Source organism: Pyxidicoccus sp. M6 (genome assembly GCF_055568925.1).
In genome coordinates this window covers 2875452-2899173 of record NZ_CM145714.1, presented here as the reverse complement: position 1 = coordinate 2899173, position 23722 = coordinate 2875452, and the positions used below count along the sequence as shown (strand labels likewise).

The 23722-nt window shown below is 69.8% G+C and carries 20 protein-coding genes; 9 read left to right on the top strand and 11 right to left on the bottom strand.

Translation table 11 applies throughout. From position 1 onward, the window contains the following. Positions 1 to 139: 139 nt before the first annotated feature. Positions 140 to 871 carry an alpha/beta fold hydrolase gene (locus ACVTJA_RS12090; protein ID WP_465836516.1) on the bottom strand — a complete coding sequence of 244 codons (732 nt, stop codon included), beginning with the start codon at positions 869 to 871 and terminating at the stop codon, positions 140 to 142. Between the two features lie 711 nt (positions 872 to 1582). Between ACVTJA_RS12090 and istA the strand changes: the two genes are divergently transcribed. After that, positions 1583 to 2827 (top strand): IS21 family transposase, encoded by a 1245-nt coding sequence (gene istA, locus ACVTJA_RS12085; RefSeq protein ID WP_465836515.1) that lies wholly within the window; start codon positions 1583 to 1585, stop codon positions 2825 to 2827. After that, positions 2824 to 3612: an IS21-like element helper ATPase IstB gene (istB, locus tag ACVTJA_RS12080; protein ID WP_465836514.1), complete on the top strand. Its 789-nt coding sequence runs from the start codon at positions 2824 to 2826 to the stop codon at positions 3610 to 3612. Before istA ends, istB begins: the two co-directional genes overlap by 4 nt. Before the next feature lie 419 nt (positions 3613 to 4031). Here the strand turns inward: istB and ACVTJA_RS12075 are convergent, their stop codons facing one another. Continuing rightward, positions 4032 to 4331: a hypothetical protein gene (locus ACVTJA_RS12075; protein ID WP_465836513.1), complete on the bottom strand. Its 300-nt coding sequence runs from the start codon at positions 4329 to 4331 to the stop codon at positions 4032 to 4034. Between the two features lie 30 nt (positions 4332 to 4361). Here ACVTJA_RS12075 and ACVTJA_RS12070 point away from each other — a divergent pair, with 30 nt between their 5' ends. The 3 genes from ACVTJA_RS12070 (at position 4362) to ACVTJA_RS12060 (ending at position 7357) form a co-directional block, all read left to right on the top strand. After that, entirely contained in the window at positions 4362 to 4658 is a 297-nt protein-coding gene (locus ACVTJA_RS12070; protein WP_465836512.1) for a LysR substrate-binding domain-containing protein, read from the top strand. 153 nt (positions 4659 to 4811) lie between these two features. Beyond that, the gene (locus ACVTJA_RS12065) at positions 4812 to 5795 is read left to right on the top strand and encodes an HmuY family protein (protein ID WP_465836511.1); all 984 of its coding nucleotides are present in this window, start codon (positions 4812 to 4814) and stop codon (positions 5793 to 5795) included. After that, positions 5792 to 7357, top strand: coding sequence for an MXAN_6640 family putative metalloprotease (locus tag ACVTJA_RS12060; protein WP_465836510.1), 1566 nt, complete (start codon positions 5792 to 5794; stop codon positions 7355 to 7357). Before ACVTJA_RS12065 ends, ACVTJA_RS12060 begins: the two co-directional genes overlap by 4 nt. A 5-nt stretch (positions 7358 to 7362) precedes the next feature. Here the strand turns inward: ACVTJA_RS12060 and ACVTJA_RS12055 are convergent, their stop codons facing one another. Continuing rightward, entirely contained in the window at positions 7363 to 7755 is a 393-nt protein-coding gene (locus tag ACVTJA_RS12055) for a GFA family protein (RefSeq protein ID WP_465836509.1), read from the bottom strand. A 121-nt stretch (positions 7756 to 7876) separates the two neighbouring features. Between ACVTJA_RS12055 and ACVTJA_RS12050 the strand changes: the two genes are divergently transcribed. Together ACVTJA_RS12050 and ACVTJA_RS12045 are read left to right on the top strand one after the other, a co-directional pair. Further along, on the top strand, positions 7877 to 8239 hold the full coding sequence (locus ACVTJA_RS12050; RefSeq protein ID WP_465836508.1) for a BlaI/MecI/CopY family transcriptional regulator: 363 nt from the start codon (positions 7877 to 7879) through the stop codon (positions 8237 to 8239). A gap of 14 nt (positions 8240 to 8253) precedes the next feature. After that, positions 8254 to 9495, top strand: a complete 1242-nt coding sequence (locus ACVTJA_RS12045) for a M56 family metallopeptidase (protein WP_465836507.1) — start codon at positions 8254 to 8256, stop codon at positions 9493 to 9495. A gap of 12 nt (positions 9496 to 9507) precedes the next feature. On the opposite strand, the gene ACVTJA_RS12040 is transcribed toward ACVTJA_RS12045, so the two are convergent. The 8 genes from ACVTJA_RS12040 to ACVTJA_RS12005 all read right to left on the bottom strand — a co-directional run bounded on the left by ACVTJA_RS12040 (position 9508) and on the right by ACVTJA_RS12005 (position 20954). Further along, entirely contained in the window at positions 9508 to 10059 is a 552-nt protein-coding gene (locus tag ACVTJA_RS12040; protein ID WP_465836506.1) for a TetR/AcrR family transcriptional regulator, read from the bottom strand. Between the two features lie 2 nt (positions 10060 to 10061). Beyond that, positions 10062 to 11387, bottom strand: coding sequence for a POTRA domain-containing protein (locus tag ACVTJA_RS12035; RefSeq protein ID WP_465836505.1), 1326 nt, complete (start codon positions 11385 to 11387; stop codon positions 10062 to 10064). Next, the gene (locus ACVTJA_RS12030) at positions 11384 to 12841 is read right to left on the bottom strand and encodes a TolC family protein (protein WP_465836504.1); all 1458 of its coding nucleotides are present in this window, start codon (positions 12839 to 12841) and stop codon (positions 11384 to 11386) included. The genes ACVTJA_RS12035 and ACVTJA_RS12030 overlap by 4 nt, the downstream gene beginning before the upstream one ends. Positions 12842 to 12976: 135 nt before the next feature. Further along, on the bottom strand, positions 12977 to 16099 hold the full coding sequence (locus ACVTJA_RS12025) for an efflux RND transporter permease subunit (protein WP_465836503.1): 3123 nt from the start codon (positions 16097 to 16099) through the stop codon (positions 12977 to 12979). 42 nt (positions 16100 to 16141) lie between these two features. Then, entirely contained in the window at positions 16142 to 17254 is a 1113-nt protein-coding gene (locus ACVTJA_RS12020; RefSeq protein ID WP_465836502.1) for an efflux RND transporter periplasmic adaptor subunit, read from the bottom strand. Positions 17255 to 17356: 102 nt separating this feature from the next. Beyond that, on the bottom strand, positions 17357 to 17959 hold the full coding sequence (locus ACVTJA_RS12015; protein ID WP_465836501.1) for a TetR/AcrR family transcriptional regulator: 603 nt from the start codon (positions 17957 to 17959) through the stop codon (positions 17357 to 17359). A gap of 121 nt (positions 17960 to 18080) precedes the next feature. Continuing rightward, positions 18081 to 18563, bottom strand: coding sequence for a DUF6232 family protein (locus tag ACVTJA_RS12010; RefSeq protein ID WP_465836500.1), 483 nt, complete (start codon positions 18561 to 18563; stop codon positions 18081 to 18083). Between the two features lie 57 nt (positions 18564 to 18620). After that, positions 18621 to 20954 carry a patatin-like phospholipase family protein gene (locus ACVTJA_RS12005; RefSeq protein ID WP_465836499.1) on the bottom strand — a complete coding sequence of 778 codons (2334 nt, stop codon included), beginning with the start codon at positions 20952 to 20954 and terminating at the stop codon, positions 18621 to 18623. Positions 20955 to 21192: 238 nt separating this feature from the next. On the opposite strand from ACVTJA_RS12005, the gene ACVTJA_RS12000 reads away from it, so the two are divergent. Both ACVTJA_RS12000 and ACVTJA_RS11995 read left to right on the top strand, forming a co-directional pair. After that, the gene (locus ACVTJA_RS12000) at positions 21193 to 22419 is read left to right on the top strand and encodes a DUF3500 domain-containing protein (protein WP_465836498.1); all 1227 of its coding nucleotides are present in this window, start codon (positions 21193 to 21195) and stop codon (positions 22417 to 22419) included. 56 nt (positions 22420 to 22475) lie between these two features. Further along, positions 22476 to 23699 carry a HupE/UreJ family protein gene (locus ACVTJA_RS11995; RefSeq protein ID WP_465836497.1) on the top strand — a complete coding sequence of 408 codons (1224 nt, stop codon included), beginning with the start codon at positions 22476 to 22478 and terminating at the stop codon, positions 23697 to 23699. Positions 23700 to 23722: the final 23 nt, after the last annotated feature.

The window sequence follows — 23722 nt, the reverse complement described above, 5'->3', positions numbered from 1 at the left end:
CTGAAGAGTACGTGTTGAGTGGAGGCGCGGCCCTCTGTCTCCCTCCGCACCGACTTCGTCTTTGGCCTGGCGCTCATCACCATCAAACAGGTGCCCAAGCTCTTCGCTATCGAAGAAAGTGAGAGCGTTTTTCGTGCGGTCAGCGCCCGGCGGGGTGGCGCACGGTATGGACGAGCACCTCGCCCGTCTGCGATGGGATGCCAACCCCTGGTACGAAGGTGTAGGCCATGCCCCCCAGGAGCACGCGGACCGGGTCGCTCACCCGTACTTCTCCCGGGGCCGCGCTTGCGGCGATGCGCGTGGCCAGCAGCACCGAAGGCTCGGCGGACACATCTCCCTCCAGCGCGCAGTCCCCCGCATGCATGCCGAGGGAAACTCTGATACCTGCGGCGGCGGCGCGCGTGGCCAGCTCGCACGCGGCCTGAGGGGCGCGCGCGGCCCCATCAAACCGGGCCACCCACCCATGGCTTTGTACGGAGAGCTGCTCCCCTCCGAAACGCGCGAGCAACTGGGCCGTCCCCTCGTGGAGGAGCCAGTCCAAAGTCTCCTCCGGAACCCACGCCGCCAGAAGGATGCCGAGCCCACGCGACGCCGCGGGCACCTCGCGCGTCGAGGCCAGGAATCGCTCCACCTCATCAAGAATGGCGGCTGAGTCACCCACGAAGGGCAGATGGTCGTCACCGGGTAGCTCCACGAACTGCGCGGCCGGGATGTGCTCCGCCAGGTACCGGGCACTGCCCACCGGAGCGAGACGGTCCCCAGTGCGGTGCAGCACCAGCGAGGGCACATGGATGCAATGGAGCACCGCCCGGAGGTCGAAGGCCGCGTTCATCCGAAGCAGGGCGGCCGCACTGCCGGGGCTGGCCGCCATGCGCAGATAGCGCGCGAACCACTCTCGGAACCCGGCCTCGCCCGCCAACGAGTGTGACGGGCCGGGGTAATGGATCGCAGACGGGTCACCCAAGCTGTTCGTAGCGGGGTCGGCCAAGCGGATCGCGACGGGGTCGGCCAAGCGGATCGCAATCCGGAGCAGATAGGGCGGCGGTCCGTTCACCCTCAAGACGGTTGGAAGAAACGCGGCCAGTAGGTGGGCTGAGCGCCTACCTGACCGGTCATCCCGTGCATCCTCGAGCGTCCACGAGCACCGCCAGCGCGGTGCTCCCAGGGACGCGCGCGGATGAGCTACCGGAGAGTCGACATGGACAGGTTGAGAGAGTTGGTGCGGCTGCACCGCATGGGGACGGGTGCGCGCGAAGTGGCACGGCTGTTGGGCATGGGCCCGAATACCGAGAGGACGTACCGCGCGGCGCTCGCGGCTGCCGGAGTGCTGGAGGGCCCCGCGGAAGAGGTGCCCGAGCTGGAGGTGCTCAAGGCGTTGGTGCAAGTGCACCTGCCACCGAGGCTGCCACCGCAGCAAACATCGTCGCTGGTGGAGTGGCAGCCGCGCGTGTGTAGAGCGACAGCAAAATTGACCCCCTCGCGACACTAAAACTGACCCCCTCCCCGGGCCTGCAAACCAGGGAGGTAGGCAGCAATGGAAGGGACGGCAGTAGTAGCCCTCCGCTCGACAGCGGAGGAGGCGATGGTCGAGCAGGAAGTGGTGCGGCAGATGCGCGTGCTGGCCCAGGCGGGCTGGGGCGCCAAGCGCATCGCGCGCGAGGTGGGCGTGGCGCGCAACACGGTCAGGCGCTACCTGCGTGCGGGCCCTGCGGCCGACAAGCAGGTCCGACCGAAGGCCCGGCGGCTCACCGAGACCGAGCAGCAGCGCGCGGTGGAGCTCTGGGACTCGGTCGCCGAAGGCAACGCCGTTGTCGTCAAGGCGCTGCTGGCGCAGGAGGGAGTGGAGGCCAGCGTGCGCACCGTGCAACGCGCGGTGGAGAAGAGGCGGCGCCAGGTGCACGCAGCTCAGACGGCGACGGTGCGCTTCGAGACGAAGCCAGGGCAGCAGCTGCAGGTGGACTTCGGCGAGAAGAAGGTGCGGCTGGGTGGGCAGGTGGTGAAGGTCTTCCTGCTGGTGGCGGTGCTCTCGTTCTCCAGGCGCCTGTTCGTGCGAGCCTTCCTCAACCAGCGCGGGGACGACTGGCGCGAGGGCGTGGCCGCGGCCTTCGTGCACTTCGGCGGGGTGCCGCTGGAGGTGCTCTCGGACAATGCCCGGCCCCTGGTGGAAGAGAACAACCGGCAGGCGGGCACCGTGCGTTTCAACCCGGCCTGGGTGCAGTTCTGCCAGGACTGGGACGTGACGCCCAAGGCTTGCGGGCCGTACCGCGCTCGCACCAAGGGCAAGACGGAGTCGGGCGTCAAGTACGTCAAGCGCAACGCGCTGGCGGGCCGGGACTTCGAGTCCTTCGGCGCGCTGGAGGCCCACCTGGTGCAGTGGATGGGCGAGGCGGACGAGCGCGTGCACGGCACCACGCATGAGCCTCCCCTGGAGCGCTTCGAGCGCGAGGAGAAGGCCGCCCTGCGCCCGCTGCCCCTGCGAGTGCTGCCGCGCCGTCACCAGCGGCTGAAGCGAAAGGTGGCCAACGACGCGCTCGTGGACGTGGACACGGTGCGCTACAGCGTGCCGCACCGGCTGGTGCGTCAGAGTGTCGAGGTGCAGGTGGGGGACGAAGAGGTGCGCATCTTCCACGCCGGCCAAGTGGTGGCCACGCACGCGCGCAACCGGCAGCCGCATGCGCGTGTCGTCGACCCGGCACATTGGGAGGGCCTGTGGCGTTCGCGCCCCGTGGAGAGGTCCGCGAAGGACTCGTCGCTGGCAGTCCTCGGGCGCTCGCTGGAGGACTACGCCGCCGTCGTGGAGCAGGACGCGAAGCGAGGTGCCGCATGAGCCACGAACTGGTCCACGCGCGCGTGCGGGAGCACCTGAGCCGGCTGCGCCTGGGGCATCTGGCCGAGCGGCTCGACGCGCTGCTATCGGAGGCGGCTCGCACCGAGCCCACCTACCTGGACTTCCTCGACGCGCTGCTGCGCGAGGAGATGGACGCCAAGCAGAACAAGCGCGTGAGCATGGGAATCACCATCGCCCACTTCCCCGCGGTGAAGACGCTGGAGGACTTCGACTTCAAGGCGCAGCCCTCGGTGGACAGCAAGCTGGTGCGGGAGCTTTCCACCGGACGCTTCATCGCGCAGGCCGAGAACGTGCTGCTCTTCGGCCCGCCGGGCGTGGGCAAGACGCACCTGGCGATTGGACTGGGGCGGGCGGCGGTGGAGGCCGGGCACTCGGTCCTCTTCACCAGCGCCACGGCCCTGCTGGCGGCGCTGGCCAAGGCGGAGAGCGAAGGGGCCCTCAAGGACAAGCTCAACTACTTCGCCAAGCCCAAGCTGCTCGTGATTGACGAGCTGGGCTACCTGCCCTTCGAGAAGAGGAGTGCGCACCTCTTCTTCCAGTTGGTGGCGCGGCGCTACGAGAAGGGCAGCCTGCTGATTACCACCAACCAGCTGGTGGGCCAGTGGGGCAGCGTCTTCGGGGACGACGTGCTCGCCGCTGCCATCCTCGACCGGCTGCTGCACCACAGCCATACGGTGCTCATCCAGGGAGAGAGCTACCGGCTCCGGCAGAAGCGCAAGGCGGGGCTACTGGGCCGCAGCATCCCCCCAGCTCACGAGGGCTGAGCCGGGCACGAGCGCAGTGCCTCGGAAGTCGCCTCCGCGCGCCCTCGCTTGAGATGCAGCGAGGGCGCGCTCCGGCGGACGCACGCAGGGAAACGACGTAGCATCACCGAGCAGTCCAACTGGCCCTGGGGAGGGGGTCAGTTTTAGTGACGTATGGGGGTCAAAAATTCCTGTCGCCTGACAGCGTGGAGGCCCTGCTCGGGCAAGGGCTGGGCGCGCGCGCCATCCACGACAGGCTGCGGCTGGAGGTGGAGGGCTTCGCGGCGAGCTGCTCGGCGGTGAAGCGCATGGTGCGGCAGGGGCGGCAGGTGCGTAAGGCGCGGGGCGTGCGGGGGACGTGTCTTCGGCATCGTGGGGTCCTTTTCGCACAGCGAGTGGGACTCCGCGAAACCGGGGCAACTTCAGAGTACCTCCAGGCATCACACAACCACGTCGAGCGGCAGATGCGCGACATGGTGATGGGCAGGAAGAATCACTACGGCAGCAAATCGAAGCGAGGCACCGAGGTGGCCGCGCTCTTCTACTCCCTCATCGAAACGGCACGCCTGCGCGGTGAGGAGCCGGGCCACTACCGTGGTGAAGCGGAAGCGGACGCCCGGGCGCAGCTCGGGGCCCTGGACACCGTGGAAGCGGATGTCCGAGACGTTGCTGTAGTACGTCGGCCATGCGGAGGTGTTGTTGAGGTACAGCCACACTTCGGCGGCGCTCAGGCCGGACACGATGGTCTCGTTGGACACATAGTCAGGGGCGTGACGGACATCGCGCTGGCCAGGCTCGGGCGGGAGCGGCGCGTCACCGTGTCGGTGACCAGCTTCCTCGTCCTCCCCGAGTTGTTGCGCACGAGCGACCTCATCGCGGTCGTTCCACGGCGGCTCCTCGCGGGCACGGAGGGCCTGGTGTCGCTCCCTCCTCCCGTCGAAGTCTCCAGCTTCACCAAGGTCGCGGTGTGGCACGAGCGAACGCACCGAGCCCCCAGCCAACGCTGGGCACGCTCGCTGCTGTTCGAGACGTGCGGCGATGCGTTCCGACGCCGTGAGGGGACGTAGCCCGACGTCGAGCGCCTCGCCCTTCCTGTAACTGGGTGGCTAGATATTGAATTTGATAATCGATATCAAGTAACTTGCCGCGCCGGGACTGATGGCCGGCCCTGCCCTGCATCGGGCCTGGGGTTCGACGAGCCAGAGGGAGGAAGGCAGCGAATGAGGACTCAGCTGGAAGAGAAGATGCCGCGGCGTCACGGGCAGCAGGGGCTGTGGGTGCTGGCCGCCGTGGTGACGGCACTGGTGTTGCTGGTGAACTGCGATTCGTCCGACGACGATTCTGACGACCCGAGTCCGGGCGACACCGTGGCGGACTCGGGAACGGGGACCGACACGGATGCCGGTCAGCACCCGGTGGACGCCGGCACGGATGCTGGCACGCAGACGGACACCGATGCGGGCACGGACGCTGGAACGCAGACCGACACGGACGCCGGCACGGACGCTGGGACGCAGACGGGCACGGACGCCGGTACGGATGGGGGCACGCAGTGCCTGAATGAAGTCCCGTGCAAGGAGCAGAGCATCGACAAGCTCGGCCTGCTCACCACCCTGTCCACGGGTGACGTGCGCGAGGAGCAGGCACCGCAAGGCGAGTTCCTCACGTACATCGACGCGCGCGCGGGCGGCGTGGCGCCGACGCAGTCCTATACCTATGCCCGCTTCACCTCGCAGGGCCTGGCCCGCGTCTCGGTGGATGACCAGGCGGCGCTCGCCCGGACGGACTGGGACATCGCCTTCCGCCGCTACTACATCCGGGTGAACAGCGGCACCTCCGGTCCGTCCTGTGTCTCGGTGGCCAGCACACCGGAGGGCACCACCTTCGAGTCGGTGACGGCCGTGGACTCCACCTGGGAGTTCAAGACGGAGGCCTGGTACGACAACAGTTGCACGTTCATCCCCGACGACTCGGGCCTCTCGGGGCCCCTGATGGCGATGAGCCACTTCTGGGAGTACCCCAAGTCATGCGTGCAGATGACGGGGAACGTCTTCATCGTCCGCACGGCGGACGGGCGGCATGTGAAGCTGCAGGTGACGGCCTACTACGAGCCGACCGCGCAGCAGGCCTGCAACGAGACGGGCACGGTGCCCCAGCCGAGTGGCTCGGGCCAGCTGCGCGTCAGGTGGGCCTTCCTGCCATGAGGGCCCGGGCGCTGCTCCTGCTGCTCCTTTCCGGCTGTGGCCAGGTCCAGGCTCCGCGCGAGCCCCATGAGCGGCAGGAGCCCTTCGTGGAGTCGAGGACGGGGCTGTTGGCGGGAGCGCGCCCCACTTCACCCTCGGCGACGCCGCCTCGCTTCGCCGAGGGTGAGCAGGTGGAGTCCGTCATTTCGCCGGAAGGGAGCTTCCGGATTCACTTCTCCCGCTCCGGGCCCAACGCCGTGGAGGCGGCGGACGTGGACGGCAATGGCGTTCCGGACGCGGTGGACACCGTGGCCCGCGCGTATGACCGGGTGTCTGCCTTCTACGCCGGGCTGGGCTTCCTGAGGCCGCGGGACGACGCCTGGCTGGGAGAGGACGTCGGCGGCGATGGTCGCTTCGACGTCTACCTCGTGGACTTCGCCGGGCGCGCGGATGGTGCCTTCCGGCTGGACGGCTGTCTGGACGCGTCCTCGCGCTGCACCGGGCACATGCTCCAGGAGAACGACTTCGCGGGCTACGGCTACGGCTCCTACGAGCAGGCGGTGGCCACGCTGGCGAGCCACGAGTTCTTCCACGCCGTGCAGGCCGCCTACCACCCGGACCTGGGGAGCGTGGCGTCGGAGGGCACCGCGGTCTGGGCCAGTGAGCGCTTCGAGCCCGGCCTGGACGACTTGGAGCACTTCACCGCCGCGTATATGGCGCGGCCGGACCGCAGCCTCGTGCTGGACCCGGAGGGGCCCGCGGTGTCGTTCAGCTACGGTGCCGGCCTCTACTTCCAGTTCCTCGGCGAGCGCTTCGGGGACGCGGTCCTCCGCTCCCTGTGGGAGGAGAGCGTCGTGACACAGGATGTCCGCTGGCCGCTGCTGGTGGACACGGTCCTGCGCCGGGACTGGGGCGCGGACTTCGACACCGCCTTCGCGGAGTTCGCCCTGTGGAACCTCGCCACGGGCGAGAGGGCGGGCCGGGCCCCTGGCTATGCGCGCGGTGGCTGGTACGCGGAAGTGACGGTCTCCCCGAGGACGCTGCCCGTGGACGAGTCCTCCGTGCGCGTGGCGGCCGCATCGACGCGCTACTTCGAGGTCGAGGGCGGCGCGCCGAAGGTCTCCGCGACTTTCGAGCCCGAGACGGGCGAGGTGCCCGGCGGAGCCCACCTGCTGGTCGCGGCGGTGACGGACGACGCCGTGCTGAGAGTCTCCCGGGCGGATGGGGCTGGCATCCTGGCCGCGAGCGTCGAGGCCGCGGACGCGACGCACGTGGTGGTCGCGGTGGTGGATGGCCGGCTGCAGGGACTCGGCCGCTATGGTCGGCTGTGCATCACTGGCGAAGCGTCCGGGGCTCCCTGTGTCGCCGTGCAGCCGGGGCCTGATGGTGGCACGGACGCTGGCGTCGACGGTGGCGTGGGTCCTGTCACCGACGGTGGCGTGGAGCCGGATGTGGATGGAGGCACGGAGCCTGAGCCACCTCCGCCGGAAGACGGCGGCGGCTGTGGCGCCGCGTCCGGCGGACCCTGCTCATGGCTCCTGCTCGTCTGGCTGAAGCGCCGTCGCGGACGGAGGCTCGAATAGCCCCATCACTTTCCGGGGAAGGTCTCGTACTTCACCAGCGCGTCCGAGACCTCGTAGTAGTCGCCCTTGCTCGCCAGGTAGATGTGGGCCTTCTCGCGGATGCCGGTGGGCGCGTCGAGCGTGCCGGCGCATATGGAGATTTTCGGAGCGGGACTCTCGTCGAACAGCACGCTCGAACCGCATTCGACGCAGAAGCCGCGCCTCACCGTGGATGAGACAGTGTGCCACTTGAGGCCACGAGCCTCGGTGAGTCGGAATCCTTCGCGGTCCACCGCCGCGTAGGCACCGACGTGCCCATGCCACCGCCTGCACTTCGAGCAGTGGCAGTACGTCACTGCCGTCATCGGCGCGCTCACCTCGTACCGAATCGCTCCGCAGAAGCAGCCACCCGTGTTCATGGGCCTGCTTTACAGCACACCCGCGCGCAGGCCCCCAACGGGATTCCTCCCCTCCCCCATCCATGTCCTTGACATGAACGTTTACGTGCGTAATCTCAACGTCAGATTACGTGTGTAAACGATGAAGATCAGCGAAGCCGAGTCAATCGTGATGGAAGTGCTCTGGAGTCAGCACCCGCTGGCCGCCGAGGAGGTGGTGGCGGCGCTAGCCCAGGCCCGGCAATGGCAGGAGGCCACCATCAAGACGCTCCTCAATCGCCTGCTCAACAAGGGCGCGATTGCCGCGGAGAAGGAAGGCCGCCGCTATCTCTACACCCCGGTGCTCCGGCGCGAGGACTGGGTGTTGGAGGAGAGCCAGGGCCTGCTGGAGCGACTCTTCGGCGGCCGCGTCGCGCCGCTGGTCGCGCACTTCAGTCAGCACCGCAAGCTCAGCAAGAAGGACGTCGCCGAGCTGCGCAAGCTGCTCGAGGAGCTGGACAAATGACTGTCGCCGGAGCGTTGCGCACGCTGCTGGAGACCACGCTGGCCACCAGCGCCGCTGTGCTGGGAGTCCTGATGCTACGCGGAGTGCTGCGCGCGGCGTTCGGGGCGCGGGTTGCGTATGCCGCGTGGAGCCTGGTGCCCGCCGCGCTGCTGGCCGTATTGCTGCCGGCGGCGAGTGCGGGGCCCGCTCCGGCACCGGTCCTGGCGTTCATCGATGCAGCGTTGCCGCGGACGCACGCGAGCGATGCTGGCTCCACGCTGGATTGGGCAGCGGGGTTGCTGGCGGCCTGGCTGGTGGGCGCGGCGGCCACCGGGCTGTGGTTCGCCGCGCGACAACGTGGCTTCAGCCGGGCGCTGGGACATATGCATCTTCGCGATGACGGCCTGTACCAGTCCGAGTCGGTTGCCGGCCTTCCCGCCGCCGTGGGCCTGTGGAGGCCGCGCATCGTCGTCCCCATGGATTTCGAGGCGCGCTACTCCGAGGAGGAACGGGTGCTGCTGCGCGAGCACGAGCACCAGCATCTCGTCCGTGGCGACACGCGGCTCAATGCCATCGTGGCGCTTCTGCGCTGTCTGTTCTGGTTCAACCCACTGCCGCACTACGCCGCGCGGCACTTCCGCCAGGACCAGGAGCTGTCCTGCGACCAGCGCGTCATGGCACGCCACCCCGCATCACGCCGCGCCTACGGCGAGGCGATGTTGAAGACCCAGTTGGCCACGCAGGCCTCGCCGCTGGGGTGTCACTGGAACAGCAGTCACCCGCTCAAGGAGAGAATCCTCATGCTCAAGCAACCCCTTCCCTCTTTCAGGCGCTGGTTGTCCGGCAGCGCGTGTGTGCTCGCCCTGACATTGACCGGTGGCTATGCCGCCTGGGCCGCGCAGCCGGGCGAAGAGGCCCCATCCCACCTCCCCGCGGGCAGCATCCACGTGAAGGCCGTGCTGCGTCTCAATGGCGGCGAGCCCAGGACCACGACGTTCGTGACGGTGCCCGGCGGCTCCATCGTGCTCACCGACTCCGTGGATGGCCACGAGTGGACCCTTGACGGGAAGGTCGGGCGCGGCATGGGCAAGCGGCCCGACGTGCTGATACTCGAGGCGTCCATCAAGCGGGACGGTCAGGTCATCGCTTCGCCGAAGCTTGGCCTGCTCAGCGGCCAGCCCGGTACGATTCGGACGAACAGCGACCCGCACCTGGGCGGAAAGCCCGAAGCGCTCGAGCTGCAAGTCACGCTGACCGCGGCTGAAGCCGGCACCTGACCCGCCCGTCGCTCACAGCTGGAAGTGCGATCCGGGTGCCAGGCAGAAGCGAACCATCGCGCACTCGATGTTCTGGAGGCCCGCCACCAGCGCGCGTGCAACGGCCCGGGGACTGCGCACCGTGAAGACTCCCGTGGCCCTCCCGTCCTCGAAGATGGCCTCCAGCAGCGCCACCTCGCGGGCTCGCGGCCCGGCGAGGAGCGGCTCGACGAGTGGGAGGATGTCACGCAGCGCCGCGGCTGTGATTCCCAGCTCGCGAATCATCCGCCGCGCCAGTCCCTGGCGCATCTCGATGAACGTCTGCAGCCTCACCTCGGGAGTCCGCGCCTCCCAGACGGCCGCCTCGAGCTCTGTCAGGGCCTCATCCCAGACCAGGTCCACCACCGCGTCGAACAGGTCCCTCTTGGTCTTGAAGTACGAATGGAGCAGCCCCTGCGACAGCCTCGCGCGCCGGGCAATCTCCTGCATGGAGACCTCCGTGAATCCCACCCGGGCAAAGGCCTCACGTGCCGCCGCGAGCACGGCGGCACGCTGTCTGGGAACCATCGAGACGACCGTCATCATGTTCAGAAGCCGAACCCCACCGCCGCGCTGGTGACGAGCTTCCCAGTCTGCGGGTGACGCGACACCTCGAGCCCCACGGCCGGAATGGCCACATCGCGGACGTAGACCCGGATTCCCAAGCCGGGGGTGGCATACCGGGTCACCGAGTCCTCCCACTCCACCCTTCCGACATCCACGAAGGCATGGGCGGTGAGCGTCGCCAGGCGGGGACTCCAGACGGGCACCTGATACTCCAGCGTCGCCGAGCTCGACATCTCCGCCCACAGGGACTCGGTGGCGAAGCCCCGGCTCCCCGTGCGGCCTCCCAGCAGTTGCGCATCCAGGAACGGGTCCCCCCGCGTCTGTCCATGCATGACGGTCAGCGTCAGTGCATGGTCGCCCAGCACGGGCAGCGTGTAGCTCGCGAAGAGCGACACCTGACGCAGCTCGCGGGACGAGCCCAGGAAGTCCAATCCCTCGCGATAGAGCGCCCGGGCCACCAGCCCTTCGTTGAAATAGAAGTGGAAGTCCTGGCCCAGGTACTCCGCGGAGACGGTGGCTCCGTACACCTCGCCGCGCTGGGGTGGCGGTGCGCCGTCCTTCGAAGCCAGCGGCTTGTTGAGGAGGGTGAACCATCCCGCGCCGATGTTCAGCTCGGGCGTCACCTGGTAGCCGAGCGTGCCCGCGATGTCGAAGCGCCTGTCTGTATACGCGTCCACGACGACGTCCTCGACTCGCCGCTCGCGGTCCGACTTGGAGAACGAGAACGAGGCGAGGCCCGTCCAGCGGCTGCCGCCGATGCCCGCGTCCCGGTACATCGAGAACAGCGTGCCTCCGCGGTTGCCCCACATGCCGCCCCCCACCAGGGTCTTGTTGAGACCGAACAGGTTGCTCTCGACGGCGAAGACACCGGCCTGCCACCGCCCTTCGCTGGAGGAGAAGACGGGGATGGGCAGCAGCGTCCAGCGCTCCTCCACGGCGACCTGGAGGCCGACGCCCGTGCCCTCGGGACGCGTCCGCACCTCGACGCTCGTGAAGAGCTTCAGGTTGAGCAGCCGTCGCTTCAGCTCGGCGACATCGCCCGTGGCAAGCACGTCACCCGGTGCCATGCGCAGCGCCCGGAGGATGACGGATTCCCGGGTGCGGGTGTTGCCTCGAAGCTCGATGAACTCGATGCGCCCCGTCAGCGGCTCGGGCTCCGGCGCGGCGGCTTCGAGCGTCAGGGCTCCAGAGGATGGCGCGGGCTTCACGTCCTGGGCCCAGGCCCCGCCCGAGAGTCCCACCGCGTGCAGCACGGCGAGGAGACGGACGTGGCTCAGCGACGGGGTCATCGAGGCTGCGCTCTTCATCGCGGCACCAGGGAGTTGCCGGTGGGGTCGAACAGGCCCATCGCCCGCGCCAGCGCCAGGCGTGAGAGCTGCACGTTGAGCGTCTCGGCCACGGAGGAGAGCTGGGCGCCCGCGAGCGTCGCGTTGACGTCCGTCACCTGGAGGTACGTCGTCGCTCCGGCGTCGAAGTTCTGCTTCGCCAGCCGCGCGCTCTCCCACGCGAGCTTCACCCTCTCTTCGGCCGTGCGAAGGTTGGCCTCCGCGGTCTCCAGCTCGCCGCGCGCCTTGCGCACCTCGTCGCGAATCTTCTCCTCGGTGCCACGCAGGTTGGCGCTCGCCTCGGCAATCTTCCCGGAGGACTCGCGCAGGTTGGCCTCGCGCAGCCCGCCGTCGAACAGCGTCCACGACAGCGCCAGCCCCGCCGTCCAGGTGGACGACTGGCCCGTGAGGCCACCGGTGTTCGTCACCGAGTAGTTGCCCGTGGCGTACAGGTTGGGGAGGTACTCGAAGAGGACCTGCCGGCGGCCGCCGCGCGCGACATCCACGTTGAGGCGCGCTGCCGCGGCGTCCGGGCGCTTGTCGAGCGCCGTCTTCTCCGCGGTGGCCGCGTCACCCGCCTCGGCAGGCACCGCGACCTTCACGTCCTGGGGCGGCGCCACCTCGAAGTCCACCGGCCGCCCGAGGAGCGCCGCGAGGGCGCTCTTCGCCGTCGCATAGGCGTTGCGGCTGCGCACCACCTCCTGCTCGGCCTGCTTGCGGTCCAGCGTCGCGCGCAGGACGGCCAGCTTCTCCGCGTCGCCGACCTCGAAGCGCGTCTGCGCGTCGCGCTCGAAGCCGCGGCGGACCTCGAGGAGCTGCTCCTGCACCACCACGGACTCGCGCAGGCTCGCGGCGCCGAGATAGGCCTGGGCCACCGCGAAGAGAATCTCGCGGCGCGTGTTCTCCGCCGTCAGCGCCGCCGCCTGCTCACCCAGGTAGGCGTTCTTGATGGCGGGCCACAGCGTGGGGACGATGAGCGCCTGCCGCGCGGAGAGCTGGCCCGAGAGCTGGTCCGCCTTCTGCAGCGTGATGGGGTCCGGGGCACCGGGGAAGGTAAACGTCAGCTCCTTCGGGTTCCGGATGTACGAGCCGCTCGCGGTGATGCTGGGCAGGTAGCCGGACCACGCCTTGTTGCCGAGCTCCCGCGACTGCTGGAGCCGTGCGCGCGCGGCGTCGAGGTTGGGACTCTGCTTCTCCGCGAGCGCAATGGCCTCATCGAAGGTGAGCAGCGGGAGCGCAGCCGCGTCGGGAGCCGAGGCGTCGGAGGCAGACGCCGGTACGCCGGCAGTGCTGGGAGCCGCCTGGGGAGCGGACTCCCGCACCGGCGCGTCGGTGGTGGCGGGAGCGGCCTGGGACGTGGGAGCGCGTCCTGGAGTGCCGGAGGCGCTGGGGGCCTGTGTCAGAAGGACGCTGGAGAGAAGAGCACGGATGAGCATGGTGAAGAACCGAGGTGGAGGCGTCAGGATGTGAGAGGCCACACGAGGTGCGTTGCAACCCCGAAGGGCTGGAGCGTCGACCTCGTGGGTGGGGTTGAAGGAAGCGCCACCATCAGCGCGTCGCGGGCTTCTTCTTCAGTGGGAGCCCTCGCTCATGAGGTCGCCGTTCACGGCGGCGGAGGCAACCGCGGCCTCCTCCGCGTGAGCGGCGCTCCTGCGCTTGAAGCGCTCGGAGAGCCCGTCCAGCAGCGAGTACACGACGGGCACCACCACCAGCGTCAGCACCGTGGAGCTGATGAGGCCGCCGATGATGACGAGCGCCATGGGCACGCGCGTCTCGGCGCCATCCCCCTTGGCGAGCGCCACCGGCACCATGCCGGCCACCATGGCGATGGTCGTCATGAGGATGGGGCGCAGGCGCACCGGAGCGGCCTGCAAGAGCGCGTCGCGCGCGCTCCGGCCCGCGTCGCGAAGCTGCTGGGTGAAGTCCACCAGGAGGATGCCGTTCTTCACCACCAGGCCCATCAACATGATGACGCCGATGAGGGCAATCATCGACAGGGCGTTGCCCGACAGGAGCAGCGCGCCGATGGCGCCGATGAGCGCGAAGGGCAACGACAGCATGATGGTGAAGGGGTGGATGTAGCTGCCGAACTGCGCCGCCAGAATCATGTACAGCAGGAGGATGCCCAGCCCCATCGCGGTACCGAAGGCCACGGCCGTCTTGCCCAGCTCCTTCGCGTTGCCGGCGAAGCTCCCCACCACGCCCTGCGGCAGCACCTGCTGGGCCTGCGCCGTGACGGAGCTCATGGCCTCGCCCAGCGTGTAGCCCGGCGCGAGGTTCGCGAGCAGGGTGATCTGCCGCTTCTGGTTCTGGCGGTCGATCTGCACCGGGCCCTCGGAGGGGACGATGTTCGCCACGTTGCGCAGCTCCACCAACTGCCCGCTCGTGGTGCGCACGGTGAGCTGCCCCAGCGCCTCCTGCGAAGCGAGCGTGGCGTCCGGCAGGCGCAGCTTCACGTCGTACGTCTCGCCGCCCTCGCGGTACGTCATGAACTCGTCGCGGCCGAGGTAGGAGCGCAGGGCGATGCCCACCTGCGCAGCCGGCACGCCCAGCTTCGCGGCGCGCTCGCGGTCGATGCTCACGTCGTACTGCGGCTTGCCGGCGCGGTACGTCGTGTCCACGTCGGTGAGGCCGGGGTTGGACTTCATCGTGGCGAGCAGCTTCTCGCTGGCGGCGACGACCTGGGGCCAGTCCATGCCGCGCAGCACGTACTGGACCTGCTGGTTGCGGCCACCACCGCCGACGCCGGAGACGTCCTGCACGGAGAGCAGCACGCCGGGAAGCCGCGGCAGCGCGTCACGCAGGCGCGCCTTGAAGGTCTCCTGGTCGAAGGCGCGCTCCCGGCGGGGCACCAGGTTCACCAGCACCTCGCCCTTGTGCACCTCCTCCAGCGTGCCGCCGCCCGCGGTGCTGAACGTCTCCTTCACGCCCTCCAGGCCGCGCACCTGCGCGGCCACGGTGGCGAGCTCCCGCTCGGTGTCCTCGAGGGTGGAGCCCACGGGCAGCTCGAGCGTCACGCGCACCGTGCCGTTGTCCGAGGGCGGGATGAAGGTGAACTTGAGGAAGCGGGCCATTCCCAGCGTCAGCACCAGCACGCCGACGGCCGCGACGACGACCAGGCCGCGCCGCTCCAGCACGCGGCCGAGGATGCGGCGGTACCAGTTCTCCAGTCCCACGAGCGCGCGCTCGATGGCGGCGCTCATGCGGCCCGTGGGGCCCCCATGGCTGTGCCCCTTGAGCAGGCGGCTGGAGAGCATGGGCGTGAGCGTCATCGACACCGCGTAGGAGATGAGCACCGCCACGGCCACCGTGACGCCGAACTGGTAGAAGAACTGGCCAATCGTCCCCTCCATGAAGGCCACGGGGATGAACACGGCCACGATGGCGAGCGTCACCGCGAGCACCGCGATGACAATCTGCTGCGTGCCCTCCAGCGCCGCCTGCATGGGCGTCTTCCCCTCCTCCAGGTGGCGGACGATGTTCTCGATGACCACGATGGCGTCGTCGATGAGCAGGCCGATGGAGAGCGTCAGCGCCAGCATGGTGATGATGTTGAAGGTGAAGCCCAGCATGGCCATCACCGCGAAGGTGCCGACGACGCTCACCGGCAGCGCGATGGCGGACACCAGCGTGGAGCGCCAGTTGCGCAGGAAGGCGAGCACGATGATGACGGCGAGCACGCCGCCCAGCAGCATGTCCTCCTGCACCGCGTGGATGGAGGCGCGGATGTTCGTGGAGTTGTCGCTGATGGTGCTGACCGTCACGCCCTGGGGAAGCTCGGCGTTGATTTCCGCGAGCGACTCCTTGACGCTCTCGGCGACCTGCACCGTGTTGGCGCCCGACTGCTTGCGCACCACGAGGGCGAGCGCGGCGCCGGTGTCCGAGCGGGCCAGGCCGCGCGCCTCCTGCGGGCCATCCACCACCGCCGCCACGTCACGCACGCGCACCGGGGTGCCGTTGGGGCTGGCGATGATGATGTCGCCAATCTCCCCCACGCTGCGAGCCTCGGCCGTCAGGCGGACGATACGCTCGCGGCCGCCCTGCGTGGCGCGCCCGCCGGGCAGGTCCACGCTCTGCGACTGGAGCGCCTGACTCACGTCGCCGATGGCCAGCCCGTAGCCGCGCAGCCGCTGCGGGTCCACCACGAGCTGGATTTCGCGCTTGCGGCCGCCCACCACGTCGATGCTGCCCACGCCCGCCTGGCTCTGCAGCGAGGGCTTCACCACGTCCTCGGCCACGCGCGTCAGCTCTTCAATCGGCAGCGCGCCGGAGAGCGACAGCGTCAGGATGGGCGCCGCGCCGATGTCGAACTTCTCGACGACGGGCGTCTCGATGTCATCCGGCAACTGGCGCAGCGTGGCCTGCACGCGGTCCCGGACGTCCTGGGCCGCCACGTCCACGTTGGTGCCCAGCTTGAAGCTGATGGTCACCTGACTGACGTTCTCCAGGTTGATGGAGTTGAGCTCGTCCACGCCGTTGAGCGTGTTGAGCCCCTCCTCCAGCGGCTTGGTGACGTTCTTCTCGATGGACTCGGGGTCCGCGCCCGGCAGCAGCGTGGTGACGGTGACGACGGGGATGTCGACGTTGGGGTACTGGTCCACGCCGATGCGTGGGAAGGCGTAGAGGCCGAAGACGACGACCGCCGCCATCAGCATGACGGTGAAGACGGAGTGTTTGATGAAGGTCTTGAGCATGGGTGGCGTGCGTCGGAAAGAGGATGAGAAGGAAGCGCCGGGCTACTGGACGACCTGGAGCGCGGTGCCGTTCTGGAGCGGCAGGCTCGCGTCGGCCACGACGCGCTCCTCGGGGCCGAGGCCGTGCACGACGCGCACGAAGCCGGGCAGCACGCGCTCCACCTTCACGTCACGGCGCTGCGCCTTGCCGTCCTGAACCACCCAGACGAAGCCCTGCTGGCCCTTTGCATTGACGGCCTGCGAGGGCAGGAAGAGCCCCGCCTGTCCCTGCCCGTCGTCGGAGGCCAGCGTGGCGGAGAAGTCGAGCTCCACGAGGGCGCCCGCGCGCAGCTGCGCCCCGCCGTCCTTCGCCGGCAGCACGTCCGCGAGCACCTCGACGGTGCGCGTCTGCTCGTCGATGGTGGCGCCGAGGCTCCGCACCTTCGCCTCGAAGGGCGCGCCGGAGGGGTTGAGGGTGCCCTTGACGAGGGTGCCCACCTGGACGCGGTCCACGAAGGCCTCGGGCACGGCCGCCCGCACCTCGAGCGCCTGCGTATTGACGAGGCCGAAGATGGCCGTGCCCGGAGACACGTAGTCGCCCTCGTTGCGGCTCTTGCTGGTGATGACGCCGTCGAAGGGCGCCGTGAGGGAGGCGTCGCGCAGGTTCTCCTGTGCGTTGGCGAGCGCCGCGGCCGCCTGCGCCGCCTGGGCCTGCGCCTGGCGGAAGCCCACCTCGGCCTTGTCGAGCGAGGCGCGCGCGAGGCTGCCGGACTGCGCGAGCGTCCTCGCCCGCTCCACCTCCGTCGTCGCGCCGTCGAGCGCGGCGTCGGCGGCCGACTTGGAGGCGCGCGCCTGGTCCACGGCGATGCGCGCGTTCGAGGTGTCGAGCTGTGCCAGCACCTGGCCGCGCTTCACCTTGTCACCCACGTCCACGGTGACGCGCGTGAGGGTGCCGGACGCCTGCGCGCTCAGCGTCGCCGCCTGCCGGGCGCGCACGCTGCCCGTGGCCTGCAGGACGCTCGACTCGAGCTGCGTGGCCGGTGCGACGGCGCGAACACCCACTGGCTTCTGGACGACCTGCGCGGCGGAAGCCTGGGGGGCGACAGGCTTGCTGCCACCGCACCCCGCCGCCACCACCGCCACCGCGACCGCTGCTGCTCTCAGGGACATCTTCATGGCTTCGTTCCTCGTGGCCCGGCACCAGCTGACTGAACTGGTTTTCTGGTCAGTCTCGGGCGTGAAAAAACCCCAAGCGAGACGCATGGGGTGCGTGGCGTTTCAGTGCTTCCTGGGGCGCGTCGTCTCTCGTGAGGCAGCGAGGCCGCGGATGAAGACGTCGAAGAAGGCGTCCAACGCGTCCTTCAACGGTGCTTCGAGGCCCTGTGTGAGGAACTTGATGGTCAGCCCCGTGAGCATCTCGATGAAGCCGGTGGCCACCCGGTGGGGGGCCGCGACGGCAAACACTCCCTGCGAGGTGCCTTCGGCAAGAACGCGCGCGAGAACCGCGGCTTCCTTCGCCTGGAGCTCGGGCACGAAGCGCATCGCTTGGGCCCCCAGCTCGAAGAGATGCTCCATCATGATGCGATGCTCACCCAGTCCGCGGGTCATCTGCTCCAGCTTGCAGTCGATGAATGCACGGACCTGGAGCTCCGGGGTGGTGGCACGACGCACGGCGGCTTCGAGCTCGGCGGTCGACCGGGCGTTCGAGGCCCGGACGCAGGCCTCGAACATCGCCTCCTTGCTCTCGAAGTGGAGATAGATGCTGCCCTTGCCGACGCCGGCACGGCGGGCGATGTCCTCGACGGAGGCCTTCTTGAAGCCATACCGTGCGAAGACCTCGCCGGCGGCGTTCATGATGGCGGTGCGAGGGTCCGAGTTCATTGACCAGATTAATAATCCGGTCAGTCAGTCAGTGCAAGCCCCTTCCCTGCTTCAGGCCCCCAGCCTGCTCCGCGGGCGAGTCCTCCAAGCGCTCCCACGTACGCCCGGGCTGGACGCGTCCCTATGCCGCGTCCCCGGGCACCTCATCCGCCCCGCGCTGTGGCAGGGCCCTCCGAAGTGCGTGGGCGAGCGCGCGTGCCGTCGTCAGGGAACGGCCCTGGTACACGAGCTGCGAGCTGAACCGGGTGTGCAGCCAGATGTACGTGCGTTCGGAGCGCAACAGTCTCCGGGACAGGGCCGCGTAGCCCATGAGCGCCGCCACGCTGAACGCCATCCCTTCGGGGCTGCCATCGTGGACGAATGCCGCCAGCGGGCCCCGTGCGAGCCCGTAGACCAGGAGCAGCGCCCCGACGAGCACGGCCTGCATCCGCAGCAGGCGCTCCGCGGGTGGCTGGAGCAACACGGTGACTCCGCGAACGTGCTCCAGGCCCCATGCACGGCCGCGCACCACCACGCGCCGTGTCGTCACCCGCACGCCGTCTGACTCGAAGAGCACCTCGTCCACCGCCGTCGTCGCGTCCGCCAGGGGCGCTGTCGTTCCCACGGAAGCCTCGTCGTGATGTCGCCCCTCTGGCACGCCGTCACCTCTCGCTTCGAAGGCTCATGGGTTGAGCTCGACGCCGATGCCCGGCGCGATGGACCACAGCCCCCGGTGACCACCCGAGGGCGGGTACCACTCCCCCACCACCTGCACGCGGAGGCGCTCGAGGAACGTCGCGCCGAGGAGGCCCTGCACCACGGGGCGCGAGCACGAGCTCACCCCCGCGGAGTCGCAGTCCTCGTCGCCCAGGGACTCCCGCGTGCTGAACTGCCAGCCGGCGCGCAGCGCGATGCGACCCTGGACGAGCGCCGCCTGCAGCGCGGACGGCCGGAGCTCCGGGCCCACGACGGCGGCCAGCGCGAAGGGCTCCCCTCCGCCCGAGGAGAACACCCGCTGCAGCCCCCGCAGGCCGAGCGCGCCCGCGAGCCGCAGCCCGCGAGGCATCTCCGGGGAGTCGGTGCCGAGGCTCACGCCCAGCTCGGTGAGCGTGGGTCCCATCACCAGGTGCAACGACGCGCGCGGGGGCGCGTACGCCACGCTGTCGGCGAGGAGCTTTCCGGCGAACTCGACGACCCCGGAGCCGTCGCCGGGTTGCACTTCGGCGAGCCGCTGCACGGCGCGCCCGATGGCCTGACGGATGCGCATGAGCGCGATGTCGTCACGCCCCGGAGGCGCATCGAGGTCGCGGAAGTGGAAGCCGTAGCCACCCAGCAGCCGCAGGGTGTGCGCGAGCTCCGTCTCGTGCGCGCCCTGTTGCCAGTCCGGCCACCGCTTCGGCGAGAGCCCCGGTACCCGTGGTGGCGCCTCACCTGCCGCGGCTCGCTCGCAGTGCGCGTTGCGCCAACCACGAGGGCCCGGCGCGGCCTTCGCGTCACGGCACACCGCGTACAGCCGGTCGAGCGACACCTTCAGCAGCGCGCGGAAGTCGGCCAGCTCCTCGCCGGCGCAGTCCGCCGCTGCACCCGGCAGCCCGTCGTACACCGCGCGCATGCACCACAAGGGTGTCCAGTCCGTGCCCTGTCCCTCGGGCGGCACGAAGCGCCCGAGTCCCGCCGCCTCCGACTCCCTCATCATGGCCCGCGCGTCGTACATGCCCAGGTAGAAGTCGAAGCTGCGGAAGGCCGTCTCGAAGAAGCCGAGGAAGGCGCCCAATGGAGCGCTCGCGGCCGGGAAGTGCCGGCGCGGCAGGGAGAGGCGCCAGGCAATCTCCGGCTCCTCCTCGAGGAGCAGCGCGAGCTCCTTGGAGCGCGCCGTGTCGATGAAGGCCGACGCCACGCCCCCGAGCATCTGCGGCAACTGCCGCGACGTGCGGGGGCCCTGCGGGACGGGCGAGGCCGGGTACTCGGTGGCGTCCGGGTCCACGAAGACGAAGAAGACGTCGGTGGGGGAGCCCCGGCCACCGGGCTCGGGCGCGTCACGCCAGCGCAGGGGGCCGCCCTCCGGCGTGGGCTCGAGCCCGTCGCGCGCCAGGCCCACGGCCAGACGCAGCGGTGTGTTGTCGAAGATGCCGCCATCGATGTAGTCGGCCACGTGTGCCTCGCCGGGCAGACACACGCCAGGGCGTGCCGTCGCACCCGCCGCGCAGGTGGCGAGCGCCTTGGGCGGAAAGGCCACCGGGAAGGCCATGGACGCGAGGACGAGGTCGCGCACCTCGGTGAACGCCACCTCGCCCTGCTCATCGGTGACGAGCAGCGGCTCGCGCCGCGTGCTGCCAGGGGCGGTGTAGTTCGTCACGCGCGGCGGCTGGCCCGGGCCGCGCCCCTGGATGCGCAGGGCGAACTTCTCCTCCATGCGCGGCAGCGGCAGGCGTCCTCCCGCCACGTGCACGAGGCGCGGCTCCACGCGAGTGACGGACACGCCCAGCACCACGTCGCAGCCAGGCGACAGGCCGCGGTTCCACGCCGCCTCGATGCGACGCGACTGGGCCTCCAGCCACGCACGCGAGAAGGCGCCCAGGGGCGTCACGTCCTCGGGGACGAAGAGGCGCTCATAGCCCACGGGAATCCACGTGCCCCAGAAGAGGGATTGGGTGGGCCCGGGCGCCTCCTCTCCGCACGCCGCGAGGACGGCCAGCAACACATTGAGGCTGCCAGCCGAGGCCCCGGTCAGCAGACGCATGCGCTCCATGCGGTCCGCGCGGGATGCGGCGGCGGCGTACGCGAGGAAGCCCGCCTCGTAGGAGCCCAGCGCCACCCCGCCGCTGACGGTGAGGGAGTACGCGCCCGTACCGGAGCCGGGACCGAGGGTCCCCTCGAGAACCTCGGCCCTCGCCACGCTGGCGACGAGCAGGAGCGCGGCGAGCACGGCGCCGCGCCCCAGGCGCTGGAAGCCGCCCCGCCCGAAGCCGCGTCTGTCCGCGCGAACCGGGCCGGCCGCGCTGCACGCATCGGTCATGGACGCCTTCATCCGACCCATTGACCGAATTACTAATCCAGTCATTTGGTCGAAACAAGCCTCTCTCTGTCTCCGAGTCGGCTGCGCGCTTGCATCGCGGCCTCTGCTCATGAGGCGGCGGTGCGGAGGTGTACCTGTCGCTCGGCTGCTCGGTAGGGCGTGTCCCGGGGGCGTCAGAATGTCTTAAGGACTCGTCGCTACAAGCCGTCTCCTGGGAAACCTTGCCCAGGGGTAGAGGATGCAACAACGACATGTCATCAAATGGCTGTGTCTCGGAGTGAGCTGCTCCATCCTGGCTCTCAGCGCCTGCGATGGAGACTCGGACCCGGGCACCACGACCGACGCGGGCACCACCACGGCGGATTGCTCCACCGCCGCGACGCACGCCGAGCAGGTGGTCTGCGCGTCCAATGCCTTCCTCGACACGCTGACGGAGGAGCAGCGGGCCTCGGTGGTCTACGCGTGGACGGACCCGGTGGCGAAGACGTACTGGAGCAACCTGCCCGGCGTCACGCGCAACGGCCTGAAGTGGGGCACGCTGAGCGCCGAGAGCAAGGCGGCCGCGCTGAAGCTCGCCTCCCTTGTCCTCACGGAGGAGGGATACGCGGACATGACGGGCGTGTTCGCGGCGGATGACTACCTCGGCGCGTACGACGGTGGCACCGCGGGCCCCGGCGGTCCTCCCGGCGGAGATGGCGGCATGGGCGGCCCTCCGCCCGGAGACGGTGGCTTCGGCGGTCCTCCCGGCGGCGACGGAGGCATGGGCGGCATCGCGTTCGACTACTCGTCGAACAACTACGTCATCGCGTTCATCGGGACGCCGTCCACGACGGGCAGTTGGATGCTCCAGATTGGCGGCCACCACATGGCCTTCAACGTGACGTACCTCAACGGCACGGGCTACCCGACGCCCAACCACCTCGGCGCCGAGCCCAAGTCGGCCATCGAAGTGAATGGTGCCACCTACGCGCCGCTCGAGGATGACGGCAACGCGATGCTGGCCATGTACGACTCGCTGAGCGCCGAGCAGCTCGACGCCGCGTACCTCACGGGCTCCTTCTCCGATGTCGTGCTCGGGCCCGTGGAGTACGGAAGCGGCAGCTACTCGAAGGTCGTCTTCCCCACCCAGGCGGGCCTGCTCGTCTCCACGCTCTCCGAGAGCCAGCAGGCGCTGGTGACGGCGGCCATCAAGAAGTGGGTGGCCGACTTCGCGCCCGCCATCTCCGACCCGCTCGTGGCGGCGTACACCTCACCGGACGCCTACGCCCACACGTACATCGCCTGGGGCGGCACGAAGTCCGCGGGCGTCGACGTGGACGCCAGCGGTACGTACATGCGCATCGACGGCCCGCGCGTCTGGATTGAGGTCGCATGCCAGAGCGGCGTCGTCATCCGGAACATCACGCACTACCACACCATCTACCGAGACAAGCAGACGGACTACGGGAACCGGCTGAGCCAATGATTGCCATCCCCGCCAGGAGCACGACGAAACGTTGGGCATGGACATTGGGACTCGCCGTGCTCCTGGTGGGGGTGTCCGCCCGCGCGCACCTCGTGCGCAACACGGCCGTGCTCCTCGACATCGGAGAGCACGCCGTGGAGGCCGAGGTCCAGTTGCCCCTGGACCAGCTCGCGCTCGCGCTGACGCAGTCGTTCGACGCGGTGCCCGCGGAGGTCATTCGTGAGCGCGCCGCGACGCTCCCGGCCTACATCCGGGAGCACCTGAAGGCGAGCACACCCGACGGCCGGCCTTTCGACGTCGAGGTCGGCCCCGTGGGCGTGGCGCGCGTGGAGGATGGGGACTGCGTCCTGGCGCACGTCACGCTGCGGGCACCTCCGGGCGCCTCGGCGCGCGCCTTCACCCTCACCGACACGCTGGTGCTGCATCAGGTGATGAATCACCGGGCCCTGGTGTCGGTGCGGCGCGACTTCCGCACCGGCCTCTTCGGCGAGGGCCAGGAGATGGTGGGTGACGTGAGCGCCCAGGCACCGTCGCTCCGCATCGACCGGACGCACGGCACGTGGTGGACGGGCTTCAAGGCCGTCTTCCAGCTCGGCCTGCGCCACATCGCCGAGGGGACGGACCACCTGCTCTTCCTGCTCGTGCTGCTGCTGCCCGCGCCATTGCTCGTGCGCGGAGGGCGCTGGCGGGAACCGGACCGCCTGGGCAAGAGCCTGAAGCGTGTCCTCGGCGTGGTGACGGCCTTCACCGTGGGCCACTCGCTCACGCTGGCGGCCGCGGCGGTGGGCGTGCTCCGCCTGCCGAGCCAGCCCGTGGAGGTGCTCATCGCGGTGAGCATCCTCGTGTCCGCCGTGCACGCGGTGCGCCCGCTCTTCCCGGGCCGCGAGCACCTCGTGGCGGCCGGCTTCGGGCTCGTGCATGGGCTCGCGTTCGCCACGGTGCTCGCGGGCATGGGGTTCGACTCGGGAGCGCTGGCGATGAGCATCCTGGGCTTCAACCTGGGCATCGAGGTGATGCAGGCCGCGGTGGTGCTGCTCGTCCTGCCCTGGCTCCTGCTCTGGAGCCGGGGGCCGGGCTTCACCGTGTTGCGCATGGGCGGCGCGGCGGTGGGCGGCGCGGCCGCGTGCGGCTGGGTGCTGGAGCGGGCCCTGGGCGTGACGACGCCCCTGGGGCACTGGGTCGAGGCCGCGTCCCGGCACGCCTGGGTGGGGCTCGCCGTGCTCGCGGTGGTGTCGCTGGGAATGTCCCGGCGGGGCGGCCGAACGGAGGCGCTCGGGTAGCATCGCGCGGCCCCCCCCAGACA